At 33.9% G+C, this 21,399-nt stretch carries 18 protein-coding genes and 1 tRNA gene; 17 read left to right on the top strand and 2 right to left on the bottom strand.

The window, feature by feature from the left end:
- The first annotated feature begins 44 nt into the window (after window positions 1-44).
- From uvrB to AC38BG_RS06805, 10 genes are all read left to right on the top strand, one after another.
- On the top strand, window positions 45-2,093 hold the full coding sequence (gene uvrB, locus AC38BG_RS06850) for an excinuclease ABC subunit UvrB (RefSeq protein ID WP_489937116.1): 2,049 nt from the start codon (window positions 45-47) through the stop codon (window positions 2,091-2,093).
- Window positions 2,080-4,938, top strand: coding sequence for an excinuclease ABC subunit UvrA (gene uvrA / locus AC38BG_RS06845; RefSeq protein WP_489937115.1), 2,859 nt, complete (start codon window positions 2,080-2,082; stop codon window positions 4,936-4,938). Before uvrB ends, uvrA begins: the two co-directional genes overlap by 14 nt.
- A 130-nt stretch (window positions 4,939-5,068) precedes the next feature.
- Window positions 5,069-5,611: an HdeD family acid-resistance protein gene (locus AC38BG_RS06840; RefSeq protein WP_489937114.1), complete on the top strand. Its 543-nt coding sequence runs from the start codon at window positions 5,069-5,071 to the stop codon at window positions 5,609-5,611.
- Between the two features lie 294 nt (window positions 5,612-5,905).
- Window positions 5,906-6,892 (top strand): tryptophan ABC transporter substrate-binding protein, encoded by a 987-nt coding sequence (trpX, locus tag AC38BG_RS06835; protein ID WP_489937113.1) that lies wholly within the window; start codon window positions 5,906-5,908, stop codon window positions 6,890-6,892.
- Window positions 6,892-7,791, top strand: coding sequence for an ABC transporter permease (locus AC38BG_RS06830; RefSeq protein ID WP_489937112.1), 900 nt, complete (start codon window positions 6,892-6,894; stop codon window positions 7,789-7,791). Before trpX ends, AC38BG_RS06830 begins: the two co-directional genes overlap by 1 nt.
- Window positions 7,784-8,545 carry an ABC transporter ATP-binding protein gene (locus AC38BG_RS06825; RefSeq protein WP_489937111.1) on the top strand — a complete coding sequence of 254 codons (762 nt, stop codon included), beginning with the start codon at window positions 7,784-7,786 and terminating at the stop codon, window positions 8,543-8,545. The genes AC38BG_RS06830 and AC38BG_RS06825 overlap by 8 nt, the downstream gene beginning before the upstream one ends.
- A 58-nt stretch (window positions 8,546-8,603) precedes the next feature.
- A complete protein-coding gene (gene rapZ / locus AC38BG_RS06820) occupies window positions 8,604-9,479 on the top strand; it encodes an RNase adapter RapZ (RefSeq protein ID WP_489937110.1) in 876 nt (291 codons plus the stop codon).
- 8 nt (window positions 9,480-9,487) lie between these two features.
- Window positions 9,488-10,522 carry a gluconeogenesis factor YvcK family protein gene (locus tag AC38BG_RS06815; RefSeq protein ID WP_489937109.1) on the top strand — a complete coding sequence of 345 codons (1,035 nt, stop codon included), beginning with the start codon at window positions 9,488-9,490 and terminating at the stop codon, window positions 10,520-10,522.
- On the top strand, window positions 10,522-11,451 hold the full coding sequence (gene whiA / locus AC38BG_RS06810) for a DNA-binding protein WhiA (RefSeq protein WP_489937108.1): 930 nt from the start codon (window positions 10,522-10,524) through the stop codon (window positions 11,449-11,451). Before AC38BG_RS06815 ends, whiA begins: the two co-directional genes overlap by 1 nt.
- Before the next feature lie 147 nt (window positions 11,452-11,598).
- A complete protein-coding gene (locus AC38BG_RS06805) occupies window positions 11,599-12,081 on the top strand; it encodes a hypothetical protein (RefSeq protein ID WP_489937107.1) in 483 nt (160 codons plus the stop codon).
- A 58-nt stretch (window positions 12,082-12,139) separates the two neighbouring features.
- Here AC38BG_RS06805 and clpP read toward each other — a convergent pair whose 3' ends face one another.
- Window positions 12,140-12,724, bottom strand: a complete 585-nt coding sequence (clpP, locus tag AC38BG_RS06800; protein WP_489937106.1) for an ATP-dependent Clp endopeptidase proteolytic subunit ClpP — start codon at window positions 12,722-12,724, stop codon at window positions 12,140-12,142.
- A 128-nt stretch (window positions 12,725-12,852) separates the two neighbouring features.
- Window positions 12,853-12,924, bottom strand: a tRNA-Arg gene (locus AC38BG_RS06795).
- 238 nt (window positions 12,925-13,162) lie between these two features.
- On the opposite strand from AC38BG_RS06795, the gene AC38BG_RS06790 reads away from it, so the two are divergent.
- From AC38BG_RS06790 to rnr, 7 genes are all read left to right on the top strand, one after another.
- Window positions 13,163-14,194 carry a sugar-binding transcriptional regulator gene (locus AC38BG_RS06790; protein WP_489937105.1) on the top strand — a complete coding sequence of 344 codons (1,032 nt, stop codon included), beginning with the start codon at window positions 13,163-13,165 and terminating at the stop codon, window positions 14,192-14,194.
- Window positions 14,195-14,245: 51 nt separating this feature from the next.
- Window positions 14,246-15,268 carry a type I glyceraldehyde-3-phosphate dehydrogenase gene (gap, locus tag AC38BG_RS06785; RefSeq protein ID WP_489937104.1) on the top strand — a complete coding sequence of 341 codons (1,023 nt, stop codon included), beginning with the start codon at window positions 14,246-14,248 and terminating at the stop codon, window positions 15,266-15,268.
- A gap of 101 nt (window positions 15,269-15,369) precedes the next feature.
- Window positions 15,370-16,581: a phosphoglycerate kinase gene (locus AC38BG_RS06780; protein WP_489937103.1), complete on the top strand. Its 1,212-nt coding sequence runs from the start codon at window positions 15,370-15,372 to the stop codon at window positions 16,579-16,581.
- Between the two features lie 12 nt (window positions 16,582-16,593).
- Entirely contained in the window at window positions 16,594-17,349 is a 756-nt protein-coding gene (gene tpiA / locus AC38BG_RS06775; protein ID WP_489937102.1) for a triose-phosphate isomerase, read from the top strand.
- Between the two features lie 42 nt (window positions 17,350-17,391).
- Window positions 17,392-18,690, top strand: coding sequence for a phosphopyruvate hydratase (gene eno, locus AC38BG_RS06770; RefSeq protein WP_489937101.1), 1,299 nt, complete (start codon window positions 17,392-17,394; stop codon window positions 18,688-18,690).
- 126 nt (window positions 18,691-18,816) lie between these two features.
- Window positions 18,817-19,050, top strand: a complete 234-nt coding sequence (gene secG, locus AC38BG_RS06765) for a preprotein translocase subunit SecG (protein ID WP_489937100.1) — start codon at window positions 18,817-18,819, stop codon at window positions 19,048-19,050.
- A gap of 67 nt (window positions 19,051-19,117) precedes the next feature.
- A complete protein-coding gene (gene rnr / locus AC38BG_RS06760; RefSeq protein ID WP_489937099.1) occupies window positions 19,118-21,385 on the top strand; it encodes a ribonuclease R in 2,268 nt (755 codons plus the stop codon).
- Window positions 21,386-21,399: the final 14 nt, after the last annotated feature.

The raw sequence follows: 21,399 nt of genomic DNA, 5'->3' as shown, positions 1-21,399 counted from the left end.
TATTTAGTTGGACTTTGTCCAACTTTTTTTACGAGGAATTAATTATGATAAAACGACAAAATAATCGAAAGTTCGAATTAGTTTCAAAATTTAAGCCAGCAGGAGACCAGCAGCAAGCAATTGATAAGCTTGTTAAAGGCTTTGAAGATGGTGATAAAGAACAAATCCTAGAAGGAGCCACTGGTACTGGTAAGACATTTACCATGGCTAATGTAATTGCTAAGTTAAATAAACCAACCTTAATAATTTCACATAATAAAACTTTAGTTGGTCAATTATATGGTGAATTCAAACAATTCTTTCCACATAATGCAGTGGAATACTTCGTATCATATTATGATTATTATCAACCAGAAGCATATGTTCCAAGCTCAGATACTTATATAGAAAAGGACTCAGCAATTAATGATGAGATCGATCAATTGCGCCATCGTGCAACTTCTGCGTTAATGGAGCGAAATGATGTTATTGTGGTAGCTTCTGTTTCTTGTATTTTTGGTTTAGGTAGTCCAACAGAATATGCCAAAAGTGTAATTACGATTCATGAAGGTGAAGAATATCCAAGAAACACATTATTGCGTGATTTAGTAAATATTCAATATGATCGAAACGATATTGATTTTCAACGTGGAAGATTTAGAGTTCATGGAGATATTGTTGAGATTTTCCCTGCAGGTAATACTAAACATGCTTATAGAATTGAATTGTTTGGTGATGAAATTGATCGAATCGCAGAAGTTGATGCACTAACTGGTGAGGTAATTGGTGAAAGAGATTCAGTTTCACTATTTCCTGCAACACACTTTATGACTAGTGAAGAGCAAATTTCTAGAGCATTAAAGTCAATTGGTGCAGAAATGAATGTTCAAGTTAAAAAATTTGAAGGTCAAGGTAAGTTATTAGAAGCTCAAAGAATCAAGCAAAGAACTACTTATGATATGGAAATGATTAGTGAAATGGGCTACACCAATGGGATCGAAAATTATTCGCGTCATTTGGAAGGCCGTAAAAAAGGTGAACCACCATATACTTTGATTGATTTCTTCCCTGATGATTTTTTGATTTTTATTGATGAATCACATGCGACTATGCCTGAATTAAAGGCAATGTATAATGGCGATCGCAAGAGAAAGGAAACGTTAATCGATTATGGCTTTAGATTACCATCAGCATTAGACAACAGACCATTAAAAATTGATGAATTTGAAAAACACATCAATAAAATACTTTATGTATCTGCTACTCCAGGAGATTATGAGTTAAGTCATACTGATCATATTGTTGAACAAATTATCAGACCAACTGGGTTGCTTGATCCCAAGATTGATGTTCGACCAATTCAAGGGCAAATTGATGATTTAGTTGGTGAAATTAATAAACGAATTGAAAAACATGAGCGAGTATTTGTGACAACTTTAACCAAAAAAATGGCTGAAGATTTAACTGATTATCTTAAAGATTTAGGAATAAAAGTTAGATACTTACACTCTGATATTAAAACTTTAGAGCGAATGCAAATCCTGCACGATTTGCGTGCTGGAAAATTCGATGTATTAGTTGGGATTAACTTACTTAGAGAAGGTATTGATGTACCAGAAGTGTCTTTAGTTGCAATTTTAGATGCAGATAAAGAAGGATTTTTGAGATCAACTAGACCGTTAATTCAGACAATTGGTCGTGCTGCTCGTAATCAAAATGGGACAGTAATTATGTATGCCGATAATATTACTGATTCAATGAAAGAAGCTATTGATGCAACTAATCGCCGTCGTCATTTGCAAATAGAATTTAACAAAGAACATGGTATTACACCAAAAACTATTGTTAAACCAATTAGAGATGTAATTTCAATCACCAAACCTAGTGGAGATACTAAAGAAAATACTGATAACTTTGCGGATTTGAATTTTGATGAATTAACTGTCAAGCAAAAAAAGGGCATGATTAATACTTTAACTGAGCAGATGGAACAAGCTGCTAAGAAATTAGACTTTGAAGAAGCTGCAACACTAAGAGATGCTATTATGGAATTACAAAATGCAGTGAAAAAGCCAATTACGAAAAAAGGGAAAACGCTGAATGGTAAAAGATAAAATTATAATACATGGGGCTCGTGAACATAACTTAAAAGATGTTGATGTAACTATTCCAAAAGATGAATTAGTAGTTGTTACTGGATTATCAGGATCTGGAAAAAGTTCACTAGCTTTTGATACTTTATATGCTGAAGGCCGAAGAAGATATGTGGAATCCTTATCTTCTTATGCAAGACAATTCTTAGGTCAAATGGATAAAGCTGATGTTGATTCAATTGATGGATTGAATCCAGCTATTTCAATTGATCAAAGAACAACTTCTCATAATCCACGTTCAACTGTTGGAACTGTAACAGAGATTAATGACTATTTGCGATTATTATGGGCAAGAGTTGGCCAACCTATATGTCCAAATGATGGGACTGTGATAGAGAGACAATCAGTTGACCAAATGGTTGATCGAATTTTAGAATTGCCTGAAAAAACTAGATTGCAAATTTTAGCTCCAGTAATTAGAGCAAAAAGAGGAGCACATAAAGATGTGTTCAAAAGAGTTCAGCGTGCAGGTTATGTTCGAGTAATTGTTGATAATGAGATGTATGAAATCTCTGATGAGTTTGAACTAGATAAAAATAAGCGTCATGATATCAGCATTGTAGTAGATCGAATTGTTATTAAAGATGGCATTAGAAGTCGCTTATTTGATTCAGTTGAAGCAGCTCTTCGCTTATCCGATGGATATATGAATGTTGTTGTAATTGGCGGAGATGAATTAAACTTTTCTGAATATTACGCTTGTCCAATTTGCGGGTTTACAGTTGGTGAATTAGAGCCACGTTTATTTTCATTCAATGCTCCATTTGGAGCTTGTCCTGATTGTGATGGATTAGGTGTTAAGCTTGCAGTTGATGAAGATTTAGTAGTTCCAGATAAAAGTAAAACTTTAAATCAAGGGGCACTTGCTCCTTGGCATACAAGTTCTGATTATTATTTTGGGATGTTGCAACAAGCCTGCAATGCACTAAAAATTTCAATGGATAAACCCTTTAATAAGTTAACTAAGCGTCAGCAAAATATCTTATTACATGGATCTGGCACTAAAAAAATCAACTTTCATCTAAAAAGTGAATTTGGAAATGTCAAAGATGTAACTGCTCCATTTGAAGGAGTAATGGTAAATGTTGACCGCAGATATCATCATCCAATGTCCAATTTTATGAGGGATGTTTTGAGTAAATTCATGACTGAATTAACCTGTCCAACATGCCATGGCAAAAGATTAAATCCTAAAGCATTAGCTGTTAAAGTCATGGGACAAGATATTGCACAAGTGTCTAGTTTGCCAATATCAAAAGGTTTAGATTTTTTCACTAAAATTGATTTATCTGAACAAAAGACGATGATTGCTAAGCCAATTTTAAAAGAAATCAGAGATCGATTAACATTTTTGATAAATGTGGGTCTAGCTTATTTAACATTGTCTAGATCTGCTGCAACATTATCTGGTGGCGAAGCTCAAAGAATTAGATTGGCTACTCAAATTGGTTCTAATTTATCCGGAGTTATGTATATTTTAGATGAGCCTTCAATTGGACTACATCAAAGAGATAATGATAGATTAATTGCATCATTGAAAAAAATGCGTGATCTAGGCAATTCATTGATTGTTGTGGAACATGATGAAGAAACTATGCGACAAGCAGACTACATTGTTGACATGGGACCTGGTGCTGGAGTGTATGGCGGAAAAGTTATGGCCGTTGGAACTCCTGAAGAAGTTATGGCTAATCCAAGATCTTTAACTGGGCAGTATTTGTCTGGACAAAAATTTATCCCTGTTCCATTAAAAAGACGCAAGGGTAATGGTAAAAAAATTACTATTAAAGGTGCACAAGAAAATAACTTAAAAGATATTAGTGTCTCATTTCCTTTAGGAAAATTTATTGTAGTTTCGGGAGTGTCTGGTTCTGGAAAATCAACGCTGGTGAATACAATTTTAAAACGAGCCTTATCCCAAAAATTAAATCATAATCCAGTAAAACCTGGAAAATATAAATCAATTACTGGCTATAACAATATTGAAAAAATCATTGATATTGACCAAAGCCCCATTGGTCGTACACCAAGAAGTAACCCAGCTACTTATACTAGTGTATTTGATGATATTCGAGCATTATTTGCTCAAACGAATGAAGCTAAAATGCGAGGTTATACTAAAGCTAGATTTTCATTTAATGTTAAAGGTGGACGATGCGAAAACTGTCATGGTGATGGAATTCTTAAAATCGAAATGAACTTCTTGCCAGATGTTTATGTACCTTGTGAAGTTTGTCATGGTAGAAGATATAATTCTGAAACATTAGAAGTCATGTATCGAGAAAAAAATATTTCTGATGTTTTGAATATGACTATCAATGAAGCAACTGAATTTTTTAAAAATATCCCTAAGATTCATAGAAAACTTAAAACAATTGTGGATGTTGGATTAGGATATGTAAAATTGGGGCAATCTGCTACAACCTTATCTGGTGGTGAAGCCCAAAGAATGAAGCTAGCATCTGAATTGCAAAAATTATCTTCTGGAAATAACTTTTATATCTTGGATGAACCTACAACTGGTCTACATACTGACGACATAAAACGTTTATTAGAAGTTTTGCAACGATTAGTTGATAATGGCAATACAGTTTTAATTATTGAACATGATCTAGATGTAATTAAAAATGCGGATTGGTTGATTGACCTAGGTCCTGAGGGTGGAGCAAAAGGTGGCACAATTGTTGCTCAAGGAACTCCTGAAAAAGTAGCTCAAGTAAAAGATAGTTGGACTGGAAAATATTTAAGACCGATCCTAGAGCGTGATACTAAGCGTACAATTGAAGCAAAAGATGACAAAAAATAAAATACTTAATTAAGCTTTTAAATACCGAAATAAAGTGTTTAAAAGCTTTTTTTGTATAAGATTTGTACCTTAATTCATATAAAAATATATTAAGAAAGAGTAAAATATGCTTAAAGGAGGTAATTTAAATATGTTTAATTCTGATATAAATCGTAGACGTGGTTTTGACTGGGGTCCATTTTTAGTTGGAATTGTTTCCGTTATTTTGTCATTTCTTATTTTACGTAATCCTAAAGTAAGTTTGAGTGTTTTTGTAGTAGCTTTTGCAATTCTTTCAATTGTCCAAGGTGTAGTATGGATTTCAATGTATTTTGGCTTTCGTGAATTGTTTAGTGCAAGCTGGATCACATTAATCGCAGGTATTTTGGATTTGATCATTGGAGTTATGATCATGATGAATTTAGGAACAGGGGTTGCATTTTTGACCTATTTGTTCATTTTCTGGTTTATGACTGACTCCATTGCTGGGATTATCTTTAGTTGGCATTTGAGAAGATTATCATCAAGATGGTATTTTTTCTTTTACTTGATATTAAATATTATTAGTTTAGGATTAAGTATTTACCTACTGATGAACCCAGGTCTTGCATTAGTAACTATGTTAATGGTTGTAGCATTTTACTTTATGTTCTTTGGAGTTAACCAAATTGTGCTTGCTTGGATGCACCGTTAAAAAATGCTTGACAATTTTGGATATATCTTTTATTCTTTGATTAATCAATTTATAAGAAATATGTATTTAGGAGATAAGGAAAATGAGTTATTTACAAAACTTTAGTTCAAAACGTTGGCAAAGCCAGTAACTCAGGCCGCATAGAGCAGTCTGAGTAATTCAGATTGCATCTGTGCTGGCTTAACTAGGCTCGCAAGATGTTCCATAATATGCGAGCTTTGAATCCTTATATTAATAAAAACAGAAGCTCGAATATTATGGGCTTCTGTTTTTTTGTTATATGGGGTAAAAAATATGAAAAGAATGATTGGCTTAATTACAATAATAGTTGCTTTTTTAGGGGTTGCATTTTTTGTAGAAGCTAAGCCGCAACATAATAAAATTCCTAAAGTTGGAGCATTAACTTTAATGCATCATCCATCACTAGATCAGATTTATGATGGTTTTATCAAAGAATTAGCAGCAGAAGGATATCATAATGGTAAAAATATCCAAATTGAGTACCAAAATGCTCAAGGTGATCAAGGTAATATGCAAACTATGGCGAATAAGTTAGTTGATGATAATCCTGATGTGTTATATGCAATTACAACACCATCAACTCAAGCTATTGCTAACTTAACTCATAAGATTCCTTTGGTTTTCAGTGGTGTGACTAATCCAAAAATGGCAAAACTAGTAAAAAATGATAAACATCCTGGAGGCAATGTAACTGGGGTATCTGATCAAGCTCCAATTCGTGAGCAACTAGCGCTTTATAAAAGATTTATGCCTAAAAATGCAAAGTTTGGGATTATTTATACTTCTAGCGACAGTTCTGCTACTGTTGAACATGATGAATTTGTTAAAGCAGCAAAGCAAATGCATGTAAACTTGCAATCTTATTCAATTGCAAACAGCAACGATTTGAATCAAGTTTCACAAACAATGTTGCAACAAGTAGATGCGGTTATTGTGCCAACTGATAATACAATTGCAGGAGCGATGCAGACTTTAGTAAAAAATGCTGACGCTGTTAAAAAGCCGGTCTTCCCAGCTGCAGATATCATGGTTAAACAAGGTGGTGTTGCGACTTATGGAGTTAACCAAGAAAAACTTGGGCGCCTGGGGGCTAAAATGGTTGTAAAAATTTTGAAAGGTAAAAAGCCAACTAATATGCCTGTTGAATATATTAAACAAGGTGAACCAATTTTAAATTTAAAGCAAGCAAAGAAATTAGGACTTGTAGTGCCAAAAGACTTTTTGAAACAAGCACAAAAGAAAGGGACGGTGTATAGATAATGAGTTTAATAGTTTCAGCGATCGGACAAGGATTATTATGGGCATTATTAGGTGTCGGGTTGTATATATCATTTAGAATTTTAAATTTTGCTGATATGTCAGTTGAAGGCACATTTCCAATGGGAGCCGCAGTTTCAGTAGCAGCGATTACACATGGCATGTCGCCATTTGTTTCAATTATTTTGGCATTTGGAGCAGGATTACTTGCAGGAATGGTGACAGGATTGTTATATACTAAAGGTCATATTCCTAGTTTATTAGCAGGTATTTTGGTCATGACTGCTGCTTATTCAGTGAATTTGCGGATAATGGGAAAATCTAATATTTCATTACTTGGCAAACAAACAATTTTCTCTAATCCATTTTTACAAAGTTTGCCAAAATATTTTGATAGTGTAACAGTAGGATTTATTGTTATTGCAGTCATTACAATTTTATTGATTTTATTTTTACAGACAGATTTTGGACAAGCATTTATTGCAACAGGTGATAACCCTAATATGGCAAAGTCTATGGGGATTCATACAGATCGTATGACAATTTTTGGATTAATGCTTTCTAATGGGTTAGTTAGTGTAAGTGGTGCATTAGTTGCACAAAATAATGGTTATTCAGATGTCAATATGGGGATTGGGATCATTGTTGCTGCAATGGCTGCAATTATCATTGGTGAAGTAATCTTTGGAGATTTGACATTAAATCAAAGACTAGTTGCAGTAACATTAGGTAGCATTATTTACCGTTTAATTATTTTGGCAGTGTTAACAATGGGCTTCAGTGCAAACGATTTGAACTTAACTTCATCAATTGTTTTAACATTATTTATGGTTTTGCCAACATTAGAAAAAAGATTCAGAATTAGAAAGACTGTAGTCAAGGGGATGAAAAAAGATGAGTAATGTAATTTTAGAATTAAAAAATATAACCAAAATTGTTAATCAAAAAACACCTCGGCAAACAACCATTATGGATGATGTTAGTTTGAAAATTAATGATGGAGATTTTATTACTGTTGTTGGTACAAATGGTGCTGGTAAGTCAACTTTATTCAATATTATCAGTGGAGTTTTAACGATAACATCTGGTCAAATTATTTTAAAAAATAAAGATATTACTAAAACTACTGAGGTAAATCGTTCTAAATTTATTGGACAAGTTTTTCAGGATCCTAAAATGGGAACCGCCCCTAGAATGAATGTGGCAGAGAATTTATTATTAGCAAAAAAATGCGGGATGCATAGATATCTTGTGCCAAGACACTTAAATCAAAATTTATCTAAATTAAAAACACTTGCTGCAACAATGAATAATGGATTAGAAAATAGATTGTTAACTGCAACAGAATTTTTGTCAGGCGGGCAACGACAAGCATTGAGTTTTTTGATGGCTACTATTAAAAGACCTGATATTTTATTATTAGATGAACATACTGCAGCGTTAGATCCTAAGACTTCTCAAAAACTAATGGAAACTACAAACCAAAAAATCAACGATGAACATTTAACTTCATTAATGATTACTCATAATATGGAAAACGCCTTGGCTTATGGTAATCGTTTAATTGTATTAGATGCAGGAAAAATTGTTGCAGACTATGATGAACAAGCTAAAAGAAAATTGACAGTTAGTGATTTGGCAGACTATTTTGCATAATCGCCAAAATGAAACGCCCGGTATGTTATAATTTTTAATTGAAAAGAGGGATGCAATAATGGCTTCAGATAAAAAACAATTATTAATTGTTACCGGGATGAGTGGCGCAGGAAAAACCGTTGCTTCACACTGTCTTGAAGATATGGGATATTTTGTTGTAGATAATTTACCTCCTACACTATTAGGAAGCTTTTGGGATCTAATGATTACTTCAAATGATTTCCAAAAGGTTGCTGTAGTAATTGATTTAAGAGTTAAGAATTTTTATAAAGATTTAAGTGATGAAATTAATTCTTTAGAGGATAATGGAAAAGTTCAAGCTAATATTTTATTTTTAGAAGCTTCTGATGATGCATTAGTTGCTAGATATAAGGAAACTCGCCGCTTGCCACCATTAGCTGCTAATGGAAGATTATTAGATGGAATTCAAAAAGAGCGAGCAATTTTAGCACCAATAAAAAATATTGCCAACTTTATTATTGATACTACTGATTTAACCCCTAAACAATTAAAGCAAAAATTAGTGAGCCAATTCAGTGAAAATGGTCATAAGAGATTTTCAATTGAAGTGATGAGCTTTGGCTTTAAATATGGTGTACCAATTGATGCAGATATCGTAATGGATGTTAGATTTTTGCCTAATCCATTTTATATACCAAGTTTAAAACCATTTACTGGATTAGATAAGCGCGTATATGATTATGTAATGGACAAAGATGTTACCAAAGTTTTTTACCAAAAGTTTTTAGATTTATTAGAAACTATAATTCCTGGATATATTCAAGAAGGTAAAGAAAAATTAACTATCGCAATTGGATGTACTGGTGGGCAACACCGCAGTGTTTCAATTGCACAAGCATTAGCACGAGATTTGGCTAAGAAATATGAAGTTGATATTTCTCACCGTGAAATTAGTCGCTATTTAAGAAAGTAGGTATATAAGTGAGTAATGCGGAAAACCGAATAGTTCGTGTTATTAAAGGGCGCAGACCTAAAATAGTTGTTATTGGTGGTGGAACTGGACTACCAGTAATTGTTAAATCACTAAAAAAATTAAATTCTGATATCACAGCAATTGTTACAGTAGCAGACGATGGCGGATCATCTGGTACAATTAGAAACTTCATAAACGTTGTTCCACCTGGTGATATTCGTAATGTGTTAGTTGCACTAAGTGATTTACCAAAGGAAGAGAAAAAAATCTTCCAATATCGTTTTGATTCATCTGACAAATTCTTTGCAGGTCACGCAATTGGAAATTTGATAATTGCAGCTTTAAATGAAATGCAAGGCAATATCTTTGATGCTGTACAGTCATTAAGCAAAATGATGCGTGTTGATGGACATATTTTTCCTGCATCAAATGAACCATTGACATTGAATGCTGAATTCATGGATGGCAGTGTACAGGCTGGTGAAAGTGAAATTACTGCAATGGACAAACAGATTAAAAAAATCTGGGTTACTAATACAAATTCTGCTGCTAAACCAGAAGCTGTATTACCAGTCTTAGCTGCAATTATGCAAGCAGATGCAGTGGTTTTGGGACCTGGTAGTTTGTTTACTTCAATTTTGCCTAATTTAATGATTAGTAATTTAGGAGAAGCTATCAGACAAACACGTGCCGAAATTATATATATTTGTAATATTATGACTCAAAAAGGCGAAACTGATAACTTCACTGACGCCGATCATGTAAGAGTATTAAATGAGCATTTAGGCGGTCATTATATCGACACAGCCCTTGTTAATGGTGCAAAAATTGATATGTCAAAATTTAATCCCGCAGATTATGATGAATACTTGACTCCTGTTGCAAATGACTTTAAGGGATTAGTTAACCAAGGTGTGCGTGTAATTACAGATGATTTTATTGATCAGAAAAATAATTTAGTTTTTCATGATGGAACAAAAGTTGCACATGAGATAGTTGATTTGGCTTTTGAATCACATTGTAAATATAAAGGACTGATTTAATGGTTTCATATGCAAGTGATGTAAAAAAAGAATTAACTTCAATCAAAGTTCATCCAGAGCATGGAAAAGCTGAATTAGCAGCATTTTTGAGAATGAATGGTGTTTTAAATATTCACAATCATCAATATAGTTTAGATATCACTACCGAAAATCCAGCAATTGCAAGGCGAATATTTACTTTAATTAAAAATGCTTATAACGTAGAACCTTTACTAATAGTTTCTAGGAAAATGAAACTGAAGAAAAACAATCAATATTTAGTTCGTTTGCAGCAGAATCTAACTTTTGTGATGAAAGATTTAGACATTTTAAGTGATGAAGGCTTAGTGACCAGAATACCTAAAAAAATTCGTGATTCTGAAACACTTGCAATGTCATATTTACGTGGGGCATTTTTAGCAGGAGGATCGGTTAACAATCCAGAAACCAGCAGGTATCATTTAGAAATTTATTCAGCTTATGAAGATCATAATGAAGATTTATTATGGTTAATGAACCATTATTTCTCATTAAATGCTAAGATAACAAACAGACGCTCAGGATACATTGTATATTTAAAAGAAGCTGAAAAAATTGGTGACTTTTTACATATTGTAGGAGCACTAAATGCAATGCTTGCATTTGAAGATTTAAGAATTATGCGTGATATGCGTAATTCAGTTAATAGACTAGTTAATTGTGATACTGCAAACTTAAAAAAGACCGCTAATGCTGCGGCAAAGCAAGTTGAAGATATCGAGGTAATAATGAATAATGGAAAATTTGATGATTTACCAGAAAAGTTAGCTACTTTGGCTAATTTTAGAATGCAAAATCCAGAATTATCATTAAAGGAACTAGCTGAAAAGATCCCAGGTGGTCCTCTTTCAAAGTCGGGGGTAAATCACCGATTTAAGAAAATTCATGCTATTGCACAAGAATATAAATAAGAAGTGAAAGTTTTATCCTTTAAGGGATGAAACTTTTTTGTTTGGAATTGATATAATTACGTTCGTTATAATTGCATAGAACATCAAAGTGGATTAATATTTCTTGTTAGTTAATTAGATTGGATAAAAATTATGTTGAAAGTCAAGATGAATAATATTCAAGAATTAGATGCAGAGCCTGGAGTATTAGCGTATATTTCTTATGATAAGGAAATAGGTTCAGTGTTGAATTTTAATGTTCGAAATAATGCAATACTGGATGAAAACTTTGTTGAATTTGTAAAATCAAATTATGATGAGTTATTAATTATTTATAAATTGCAAGGCGAATTTTATTTACATCAGCATAGAGTTCAATCTTGGCAAAAGTGGCTGTTGAACAATATTACCGCTGAATGGAAAAAATCATCTACTTCATCAACATATTATTCAGACAATAATAGTGATGAATTTGGAATTCATGAAGAAGGAAGTTTGCGCTTATCTAATATTTGGAATGAAGTGAGTTTAGGACAAGTATACGGAAAAACTAATGATCCAAGATTTATGGATGGGTGGGCACTAGGTGAATATCATCATGGTATTTATAAAATAATTAAGAAGTTTTTTGATGATAAATTCCCAAGCTAAACAAAAAAGCGACAAGTTTGAATAATATCAAGCTTGTCGCTTTAGTTGTATATTTAGATTATTTCTTTTTATTAACCATAATTTCGTCAATTAAACCATAATCTTTTGCTTCTTGTGCAGTTAAGTAGTTATCTCTTTCAGTATCTTTTAAGATCTTTTCAAGAGGTTGTCCTGTAGTTTCATGCAAAATTTCATTTAGCTTTTTACGTGACTTCAGGATTTCATTAGCTGCAATTTGAATATCAGTTTGTTGACCTTGAGCTCCACCTAATGGTTGGTGAATCAAAACTGTTGAATTTGGTAACGCAAATCTTTTACCTTTTGTACCAGATGTCAACAAAATTGAAGCCATTGATGCAGCCATACCGATTGCAATAGTAGAAACGTCTGATTTAATAAAGTTCATTGTGTCCATGATTGCAAGACCAGAGGTAATTACACCACCTGGTGAGTTAATATATAATGAAATATCTTTTGTGTTATCTTGTGCATCAAGGAAGAGCAATTGAGCGATAATTGAGTTGGCCATTTGGTCATTGATTTCGCCACTTAGCATGATGATTCTATCTTTTAACAGTCTAGAATATATATCATATGCTCTTTCCCCACGTGCAGTTTGTTCAATTACTGTAGGTACTAACATAAGTTAACCTCCATAAAAATAATATTCTTTAATTTTTTAGCACTCATATAAGCACTGTGCTAATTATTGCACTCAATATTAATCATGTCAACTAAAAAGCCACCAACTAAATAAGTTGATGGCAAAAATGGGACCCCTGGGAATCGAACCCAGATTTTAAGAACCGGAATCTTACGTGCGATCCATTACACCAAGGTCTCTTGACAATACAAGTATTATAACAAAAACGTTATCAAATATGAATTTGTTTTTGGTGTAAATAATTTAAGTTTTTTGCTTGCAACGGATTACAAATATGATATACTTAAAACGTCGAAAGGGAAAAATGTGAGTTAAACTTAACAGTGAATTATCATTTTTCTTATTTTTTTGGAATACGTGGGTCGTAAATAGACACATACATGGTCATTTATAGTCCCACCAAAAGGAGACAATATAATGGACTCGGAATTAACCTTGCTACAAACATTTGTCCCTGATATTTTAAAAAAGTTTCGACAACGCTATCGTGTACTTGAACAAATTTCGTTAAAGTCTCCGATTGGGCGCAGAAGTATAGCTCAACAGCTTGGCTTAAGTGAGCGAACAATTAGAACTGAAACTGAATATTTGAAGCAGTTAGGATTAATTGAAATTAAAAGTTTCGGTATGTTCTTAACTGAAAAGGGTGTACAAGCGTTAAAAGATGCTGCTCCATTAATCGATCGATTATTTAATGCTAGTTTATTAGAAATAAAATTAGCTAAGCAATTAAAGATAGATCGCGTTATAATAGTTCCTGGTGATAGTGATTTACAAGATAGAGTGTTTGACCTAATGGGTGAGCAATTAAACTCTGTTTTAAATTTGTTATTACCATTAGGTAAAAGCATTATTACAGTCTTAGGTGGTAAAACAATTGCACAAGTTGCAAATCAACTAACTCCTATATTAAGCAGAAATCGACAATTAGAATTTGTTCCAGGTCGAGGAGCTTTAGGCGAAAGTGTTGAAACGCAAAGCAATACAATTGTTCAGAATATGGCTAGAGCAACAGATGGTAATTATAAAACACTATATTTACCAGAAAATGTTTCTCAAGAAGCATATCGCTCACTGATTAGAGACCCAATAATTGCTGGAGTATTGCAAGATATTTCTCGCAGTGATGCTGTGATTCATGGAATAGGTCTTATGGAAGATATGGCAAAAAGAAGAGGGTTTAATTCGATTGAATTATCTCAACTGCGAGAATTAGGAGCTGTTGTTGAATGTTTCGGGTGTTTTTTCAACAGCAGTGGCAAGATAGTAGAACGGATCCCTCGAATTGGCCTGCAATTTGAAGATCTTAGCAAAATACCTCATATATTTGCAATTGCATCTGGTTCTAAAAAAGCAGAAGCAATTAAAAGTTATATGTTAAATGCACCTCATCAAACATGGCTAATTACAGATGAGGCTGTCTCAAATATGATTTTAAACGGGAAATGAAATCCCATTTAAAATAAATTGTTACTAGTTCCTAGAGGAGGAATTTTAAATATGACAGTAAAAATTGGTATTAACGGTTTCGGTCGTATTGGTCGTTTAGCTTTCCGTCGTATTATGGATTTAGGCGAAAAGTCAAATGATATCGAAGTAGTTGCTATTAACGACTTAACAAGTCCAGCATTATTAGCTCACTTGTTGAAGTATGACTCAACTCATGGTACTTTCAACCACGAAGTTTCAGCTACTGATGATTCAATCGTTGTTGATGGTAAGAAATACCGTGTTTATGCTGAACCACAAGCACAAAACTTACCATGGGTTAAAAATGATGGTGTTGAATTCGTACTTGAATGTACTGGTTTCTACACAAGCAAAGCTAAATCACAAGCTCACTTAGACGCTGGTGTTAAGAGAGTTTTGATTTCTGCTCCAGCAGGTAATGACTTAAAGACTATCGTTTACAACGTTAACGATGACACTTTAACTCATGATGACACTATTGTATCAGCTGGTTCATGTACTACTAACTGTTTAGCACCTATGGCTTACTTCTTGGATAAAGAATTTGGTATTGAAGTAGGTACTATGACTACTATCCATGCATTTACTTCAACTCAAATGATCTTGGATGGACCTGTTCGTGGTGGTAACGTTCGTGCTGCACGTACTGCTTCTGCAAACATTATCCCTCATTCAACTGGTGCTGCTAAGGCTATTGGTCTTGTTGTTCCATCAGTAAATGGTAAGTTACAAGGTCATGCACAACGTGTACCAGTTGTTGACGGTTCATTAACTGAATTAGTAACTATCTTAGGCAAGAAAGTTACTGCTGATGAAGTTAACGAAGCTATGAAGAAGCATACTGAAGGCAACGAATCATTCGGTTACAACGATGACGAAATTGTTTCAACTGATGTTTTAGGTTCAACATTTGGTTCAATCTTTGACCCAACTCAAACTGAAGTAACTACTGTTGGTGACAAGCAATTAGTTAAAACTGTTGCTTGGTACGACAATGAATACAGCTTCACTTGCCAAATGGTTCGTACTTTATTAAAATTTGCTACTCTTTAATCAATAATTGATAAAAGTATAGTGATATAAAAGAGGGCGGAGGGGATTTCTCCTTCGCCCTTTTTTAAAGAATAGATGAAAATATTCGGAGGAAACTTCTAATGGCAAAATTAATAATTTCTGACTTAGATGTTAAGGGCAAGAAAGTTTTAGTTCGTGTTGACTTTAACGTTCCTATTAAAAATGGTGTGATCGGCAATGATAACAGAATTGTTGCTGCATTGCCTACTATTAAATACATCATTGAACATGGTGGTAAGGCAATTTTACTTAGTCACTTAGGCCGTATTAAGAGCGATGCTGATAAAAAAGAATTATCTTTGAAACCAGTTGCTAAAAGATTAAGTGAATTATTAGATAAACCTGTTGAATTTGTAGCAAGTAATGAAGGTAAAGATTTAGAAGAAGCTATTGATAAAATGCACGATGGTGATGTTTTATTGATGGAAAACACTAGATTCCAAGATATTGATAACGACTTTGGTAAGCGTGAATCAGGTAATGATCCAAAACTTGGTCAATACTGGGCAAGTTTGGGTGATATGTTTATCAACGATGCATTTGGTACCGCACACAGAAGTCACGCTTCAAACGTAGGTATTGCAACTGCTATGAAGGCAGAAGGAAAACCTGTTGCTGCTGGATTTTTGATGGAAAAAGAAATCAAATTCTTAGGTAATGCTATTGAAAATCCTGTCCACCCATTTGTAACTATCTTAGGTGGTGCAAAGGTTTCAGACAAGATTGGTGTTATTAAGAACTTAATTCCAAAATCAGATCATATTTTGATTGGTGGAGGAATGGCATACACATTCTTAGCAGCTCAAGGTCATAAGATTGGTAAATCATTATTTGAAGCTGATAAAGTAGAACTTGCTAAGGAACTTTTAAAAGAAGCAGATGGCAAGATTGTTTTACCAGTTGATAATGTAGTTGCTAGCGAATTTTCAAATGATGCTGCTCGTGAAGTGGTTGGCGATGATATTCCTGATAACGAAATGGGCTTGGATATTGGTCCAAAGACCATTGAATTGTTTAAGAGCATTTTAAAAGATGCAAAGACTGTAGTATGGAATGGACCTATGGGTGCATTTGAAATGCCTAACTTTGCAAAAGGTACTCTTGAAATTGGTAAGGAATTAGCTAACTTGAAAGATGCTACTACTATTATTGGTGGTGGTGATTCAGCAGCTGCTGCAATCCAATTAGGTATCGCACCAAAAATTACTCATATTTCCACTGGTGGTGGAGCTTCATTAGAATATCTTGAAGGTAAAGAATTACCTGGTATCGCAAGTATTTCTGATAAATAAGGAGGAATTTTAATGCGTACACCTATTATTGCTGGTAACTGGAAATTACATATGAATCCAGTACAAACCAGAGAATTTGTTAATGCTGTTAAGGATAAATTGCCAGATCCTAAAAAAGTAGAAGCAGCAATTGCTGCACCTGCAGTTGATTTGGAAGCTTTAGTTGAAAGTGCTAAGGGCTCAAATTTACATACTGGTGCTGAAAATGCATACTTTGAAAATGAAGGTGCTTTTACTGGTGAAACCTCACCTTTAGTTTTAAAGGAAATGGGCATTAACTATTGTATTATTGGTCACTCAGAGCGTAGAGGATACTTCCACGAAACTGATGAAGACATAAATAAAAAAGCAAAGGCTCTTTTTAAAGTTGGTGTAACCCCAATTTTATGTTGTGGTGAAAGTCTAGAAGTTCGCGAAGCTAATAAGCAAAATGATTGGGTAATTGGCCAAATTAAAGCTGACTTAGAAGGCTTAAGTGCTGATCAAGTTGCTTCAATGGTTATCGCATACGAACCAATTTGGGCTATTGGTACAGGTAAAACTGCGACTGCTGACCAAGCTGAAGAAATGTGCAAGACTATTCGTGAAACTATTAAAGATTTATACAACGAAGAAACTGCTGAAAATATTAGAATTCAATACGGTGGCTCTGTAAAACCTGCTAATGTTAAGGAAATTATGGCTAAACCTGATATTGATGGTGGTTTAATTGGTGGAGCAGCTTTAGAGCCAGATTCATTCTTGGCTTTAGTAAACTACCAAGATTAAACTAGTTAACAATTTATTTTATAAACATAAAGGAGAAAATCCATGTCTGTAATTAATGATATCCATGCACGCGAAGTTTTAGATTCACGTGGTAACCCAACTGTTGAAGTTGAAGTTTATACTGAATTAGGCGGCTTTGGTCGCGCAATTGTTCCATCAGGTGCTTCAACTGGTGAACACGAAGCTGTTGAATTGCGTGATGGTGATAAATCACGTTTTGGCGGTCAAGGTGTTTTAACTGCTGTTAAGAACGTAAACGAAGAAATTGCAAAAGCAGTTATTGGTTTAGATGTAACTGATCAACGTTTAATCGATCAAACTATGATCGAATTAGATGGTACTCCAAACAAAGCACGTTTAGGTGCAAATGCTATCTTGGGTGTATCATTAGGTGCTGCTCGTGCAGCTGCTGATGAATTAGGCTTGCCATTATACGAATATTTAGGTGGACCTAACGCTCACGTATTACCAACTCCAATGATGAATGTTATCAATGGTGGTAAACACGCTGACAACAACGTTGATATTCAAGAATTCATGATTATGCCTGTAGGTGCAAAATCAATTCATGAAGCCGTTCGTATGGGTTCAGAAACTTTTCACGTATTAAAGAACTTGTTGAAAGAACGTGGAGACTTTACTGGTGTTGGTGATGAAGGTGGATTCGCTCCAAACCTTAAGAACAACGAAGAACCATTTGAAGTTTTGGTTGAAGCTATCCAAAGAGCTGGTTACAAGCCAGGTGAAGACATTGCTATCGCATTTGACGCAGCTGCATCAGAATTTTACAACAAAGAAACACACAAGTATGTAACTGTTGCTGATGGTCGTGAATATACTGCTGAAGAATGGACTTCATTAATTGAAGATTTAGTTGACAAATATCCAATTATTTCTGTTGAAGATCCTTTGGACGAAAACGACTGGGATGACTGGAAAGTATTAACTGATCGTTTGAACAAGAAAGTTCAAATCGTTGGTGATGACTTGTTCGTAACTAACACTGATTACCTAAAGAAAGGTATTCAAATGGGAGTTGCTAACTCAATCTTAATTAAGGTTAACCAAATTGGTACTTTAACTGAAACTTTTGAAGCTATTGAAATGGCTAAAGAAGCTGGATACACTGCAGTTGTATCACACCGTTCAGGTGAAACTGAAGATACTACTATCGCTGACTTAGTTGTTGCTACAAATGCTGGTCAAATTAAGACTGGTTCAATGAGTAGAACTGACCGTATTGCTAAATACAACCAATTAATGAGAATTGAAGAAGAATTAGCTTCTGCTGGTACTTACAAGGGTATTCACAGTTTTTACAACTTAGGTAAACAATTTTAATTAATTTATTACATATAATGAAAAAAGGATTTTCTTAAGGAAAGTCCTTTTTTTATCGCAAATTTATCCTAAATATGGTAGACTATTAACAGTTCTTATTTTAAATTAACGATGGAGGCATCCTCATTGTATAACGTTATTATGACACTGTTGATTATTGTGTCGATCTTAATCATTATTGCTACAATGATGCAACCCCAGAAGCAACAAGATGCATTGAATGCTCTTTCTGGTGGTGCGGTGTTTAGTGGCCAAACAAAAAAACGTGGATTTGAAGCATTTATGGAAAAAGTAACTGCTGTATTGCTAGTTATCTTCTTTTTGTTAGCGATAGTTATCGCAATGCTATCATCTAAGTAAAAAAACAAACTATAAGCCTTCCGATCAAAAACGGAGGGCTTTTTTTATGAATTTTTGAGGTTAATTAATGGATAAAAATGAAAAAATTTTAGCTGGAGTTTTGGAAATATTCAGACAAAACCCACAAAGAAAATTTAAAGTTGCAGGACTGGAAAAAGTGGCTAGACAAAGACGAATAGCGAATTTTACAGAACTGATAAAAGCTTTAACATATTTAGAAAATGAAAAACAAATTACTACTGATGGAAATGGACAATATCAATTAACTCAAGTTGATAGAGTCGTTGAAGGGGAATTTCGAGCCAATGAAAAAGGCTTTGGATTTGTAAGATTAGATGATGAAGAAGCAGATGATGTATTCATTGGTGTTGATAATACTAAGTTTGCTTTAGATAGTGATCGTGTGAAAGTAAAAATAATTGCTGAAGGTAATCCTTGGAATGGTAAAGGACCTGAAGGTAAAGTTGAAGAGATTTTAGAGCGTGGAACAACTGATTTAGTTGGTGAATACCATCCTTTTGATGATTTTCAAGTAAAAAAGAGTCATTTTAGTGGATATGTATTGTCGACTAATAAGCGCTTTAAAAAATATAGAATTTTAACACCTGAAGAAGGTCTAATTCCGCAAATGGGCGATATGGTAAAAGTGTCTATTGCAAAATATCCTGATGAGGAAAATCCTGACACAATGGTTGGTGCCGTTGTACAAATTATTGGGAATAAAAATCAACCTGGAGTAGATATTTTGTCTATTGTGTCAGCACATGATATTCGCACTGAATGGGATGAAGATGCATTGAGACAAGCAAATGACATTCCAGACCATGTTACAGATGAAGATCGCAAGAATCGAATAGATATTACAGATCAACCAGCTGTAACAATTGATGGTGATGATTCAAAAGACTTTGATGATGCTGTTGTTGTATGGAAATTGCCAAATGGAAACTATCATTTAGGTGTTCATATTGCCGATGTATCACATTATGTAACTGAAAATTCACCATTAGATCAGGAGGCATTTAAGCGTGGAAATAGTACTTATTTAGTAGACCGCGTTATTCCAATGCTACCATTTAGAATTTCTAATGGAATTAGTTCATTAAATGAGGGTGTGGATCGCTTAACTTTATCTTGTGATATGGAAATTACTCCTGCTGGAGATCGTGTAAATTATAAGATTTATGCTTCAGTAATGAAATCTCATGGTCGATTTACATATAATAATGTGAATAAGGTTTTGGCAGGTGATACTGATGTGCCAGAAAAATATCTAAAATTAAAAGATATGATTCATGATATGGCCGACTTGCATGAAGCTTTATATCAAAAACGTCACGCAAGAGGTGCAATTGATTTTGAAGAGCCTGAAGCAAAAATCATTGTGGACGAAACAGGCAAGCCAATTGACATTGAGTTACACGAACGTGGCATTGCTGAAAAAATGATCGAGTCATTTATGTTAATGGCAAATGAAACTGTTGCTGAAGACTACTATAAAAAGAATCTACCATTTCTATATCGTGTTCATGAAACACCAGATGCAGAAAGAATTCAGAGCTTTTTTGAATTCATTAGTGCATTTGGATTAAATATCAAGGCAGATCCAAATCATGTTAAGCCAAAAGATCTACAAAAAGTTGTTGCTAAAACTACTGGTACTCCTGAAGAAGCAGTAGTTCAAATGATTATGTTGCGTAGTTTAAAACAAGCAAGATATTCAGAAGAACCACTAGGTCACTTTGGGCTAGCTGCACAGTATTATACTCATTTTACTTCACCAATTAGAAGATATTCTGATTTAATGGTGCATCGCATGATCCATACTTATGCAGATCAAGGTACTGGTGAACAAGTACAAGACCACTTTAAAGAAAAATTGCCAGCAGTTGCAGAGCAGACATCAACTCAAGAAAGACGTTCAATTGATACAGAACGTGAAGTTAATGACTTGAAGATGACTGAATATATGGCGGATAAGGTTGGCCAGCATTTTGATGCAGTTATTTCGTCAGTAATGAGCTTTGGTATGTTTATTCAATTGCCTAACTTAATTGAAGGCTTGATCCATATTTCAAACTTAACTGATGATTTTTATAGCTATAATGAAAAAACATTAACTTTAACTGGTCGCACTAGTCATAGACAGTTTAAGATTGGGATGCCAGTGAAAGTAACACTTATTAATGCAAATATTGAGCAACATCAGCTTGACTTTGAATTATATGATCCTAATGCTAAAAAGCCCAATAATAATCGCAGACGTTTTGGTAATAATAGAAACGACAGAAATCGTCGAAATGGCAGAAATTTCAGAGGGAATAACAGAAGATAAGAATTAGTTAGATT

It is taken from the genome of Lactobacillus sp. M44 (genome assembly GCF_058130005.1).
Note: the sequence above shows the minus strand (reverse complement) of the source record. Positions and strands in the feature narration are given on the sequence as shown.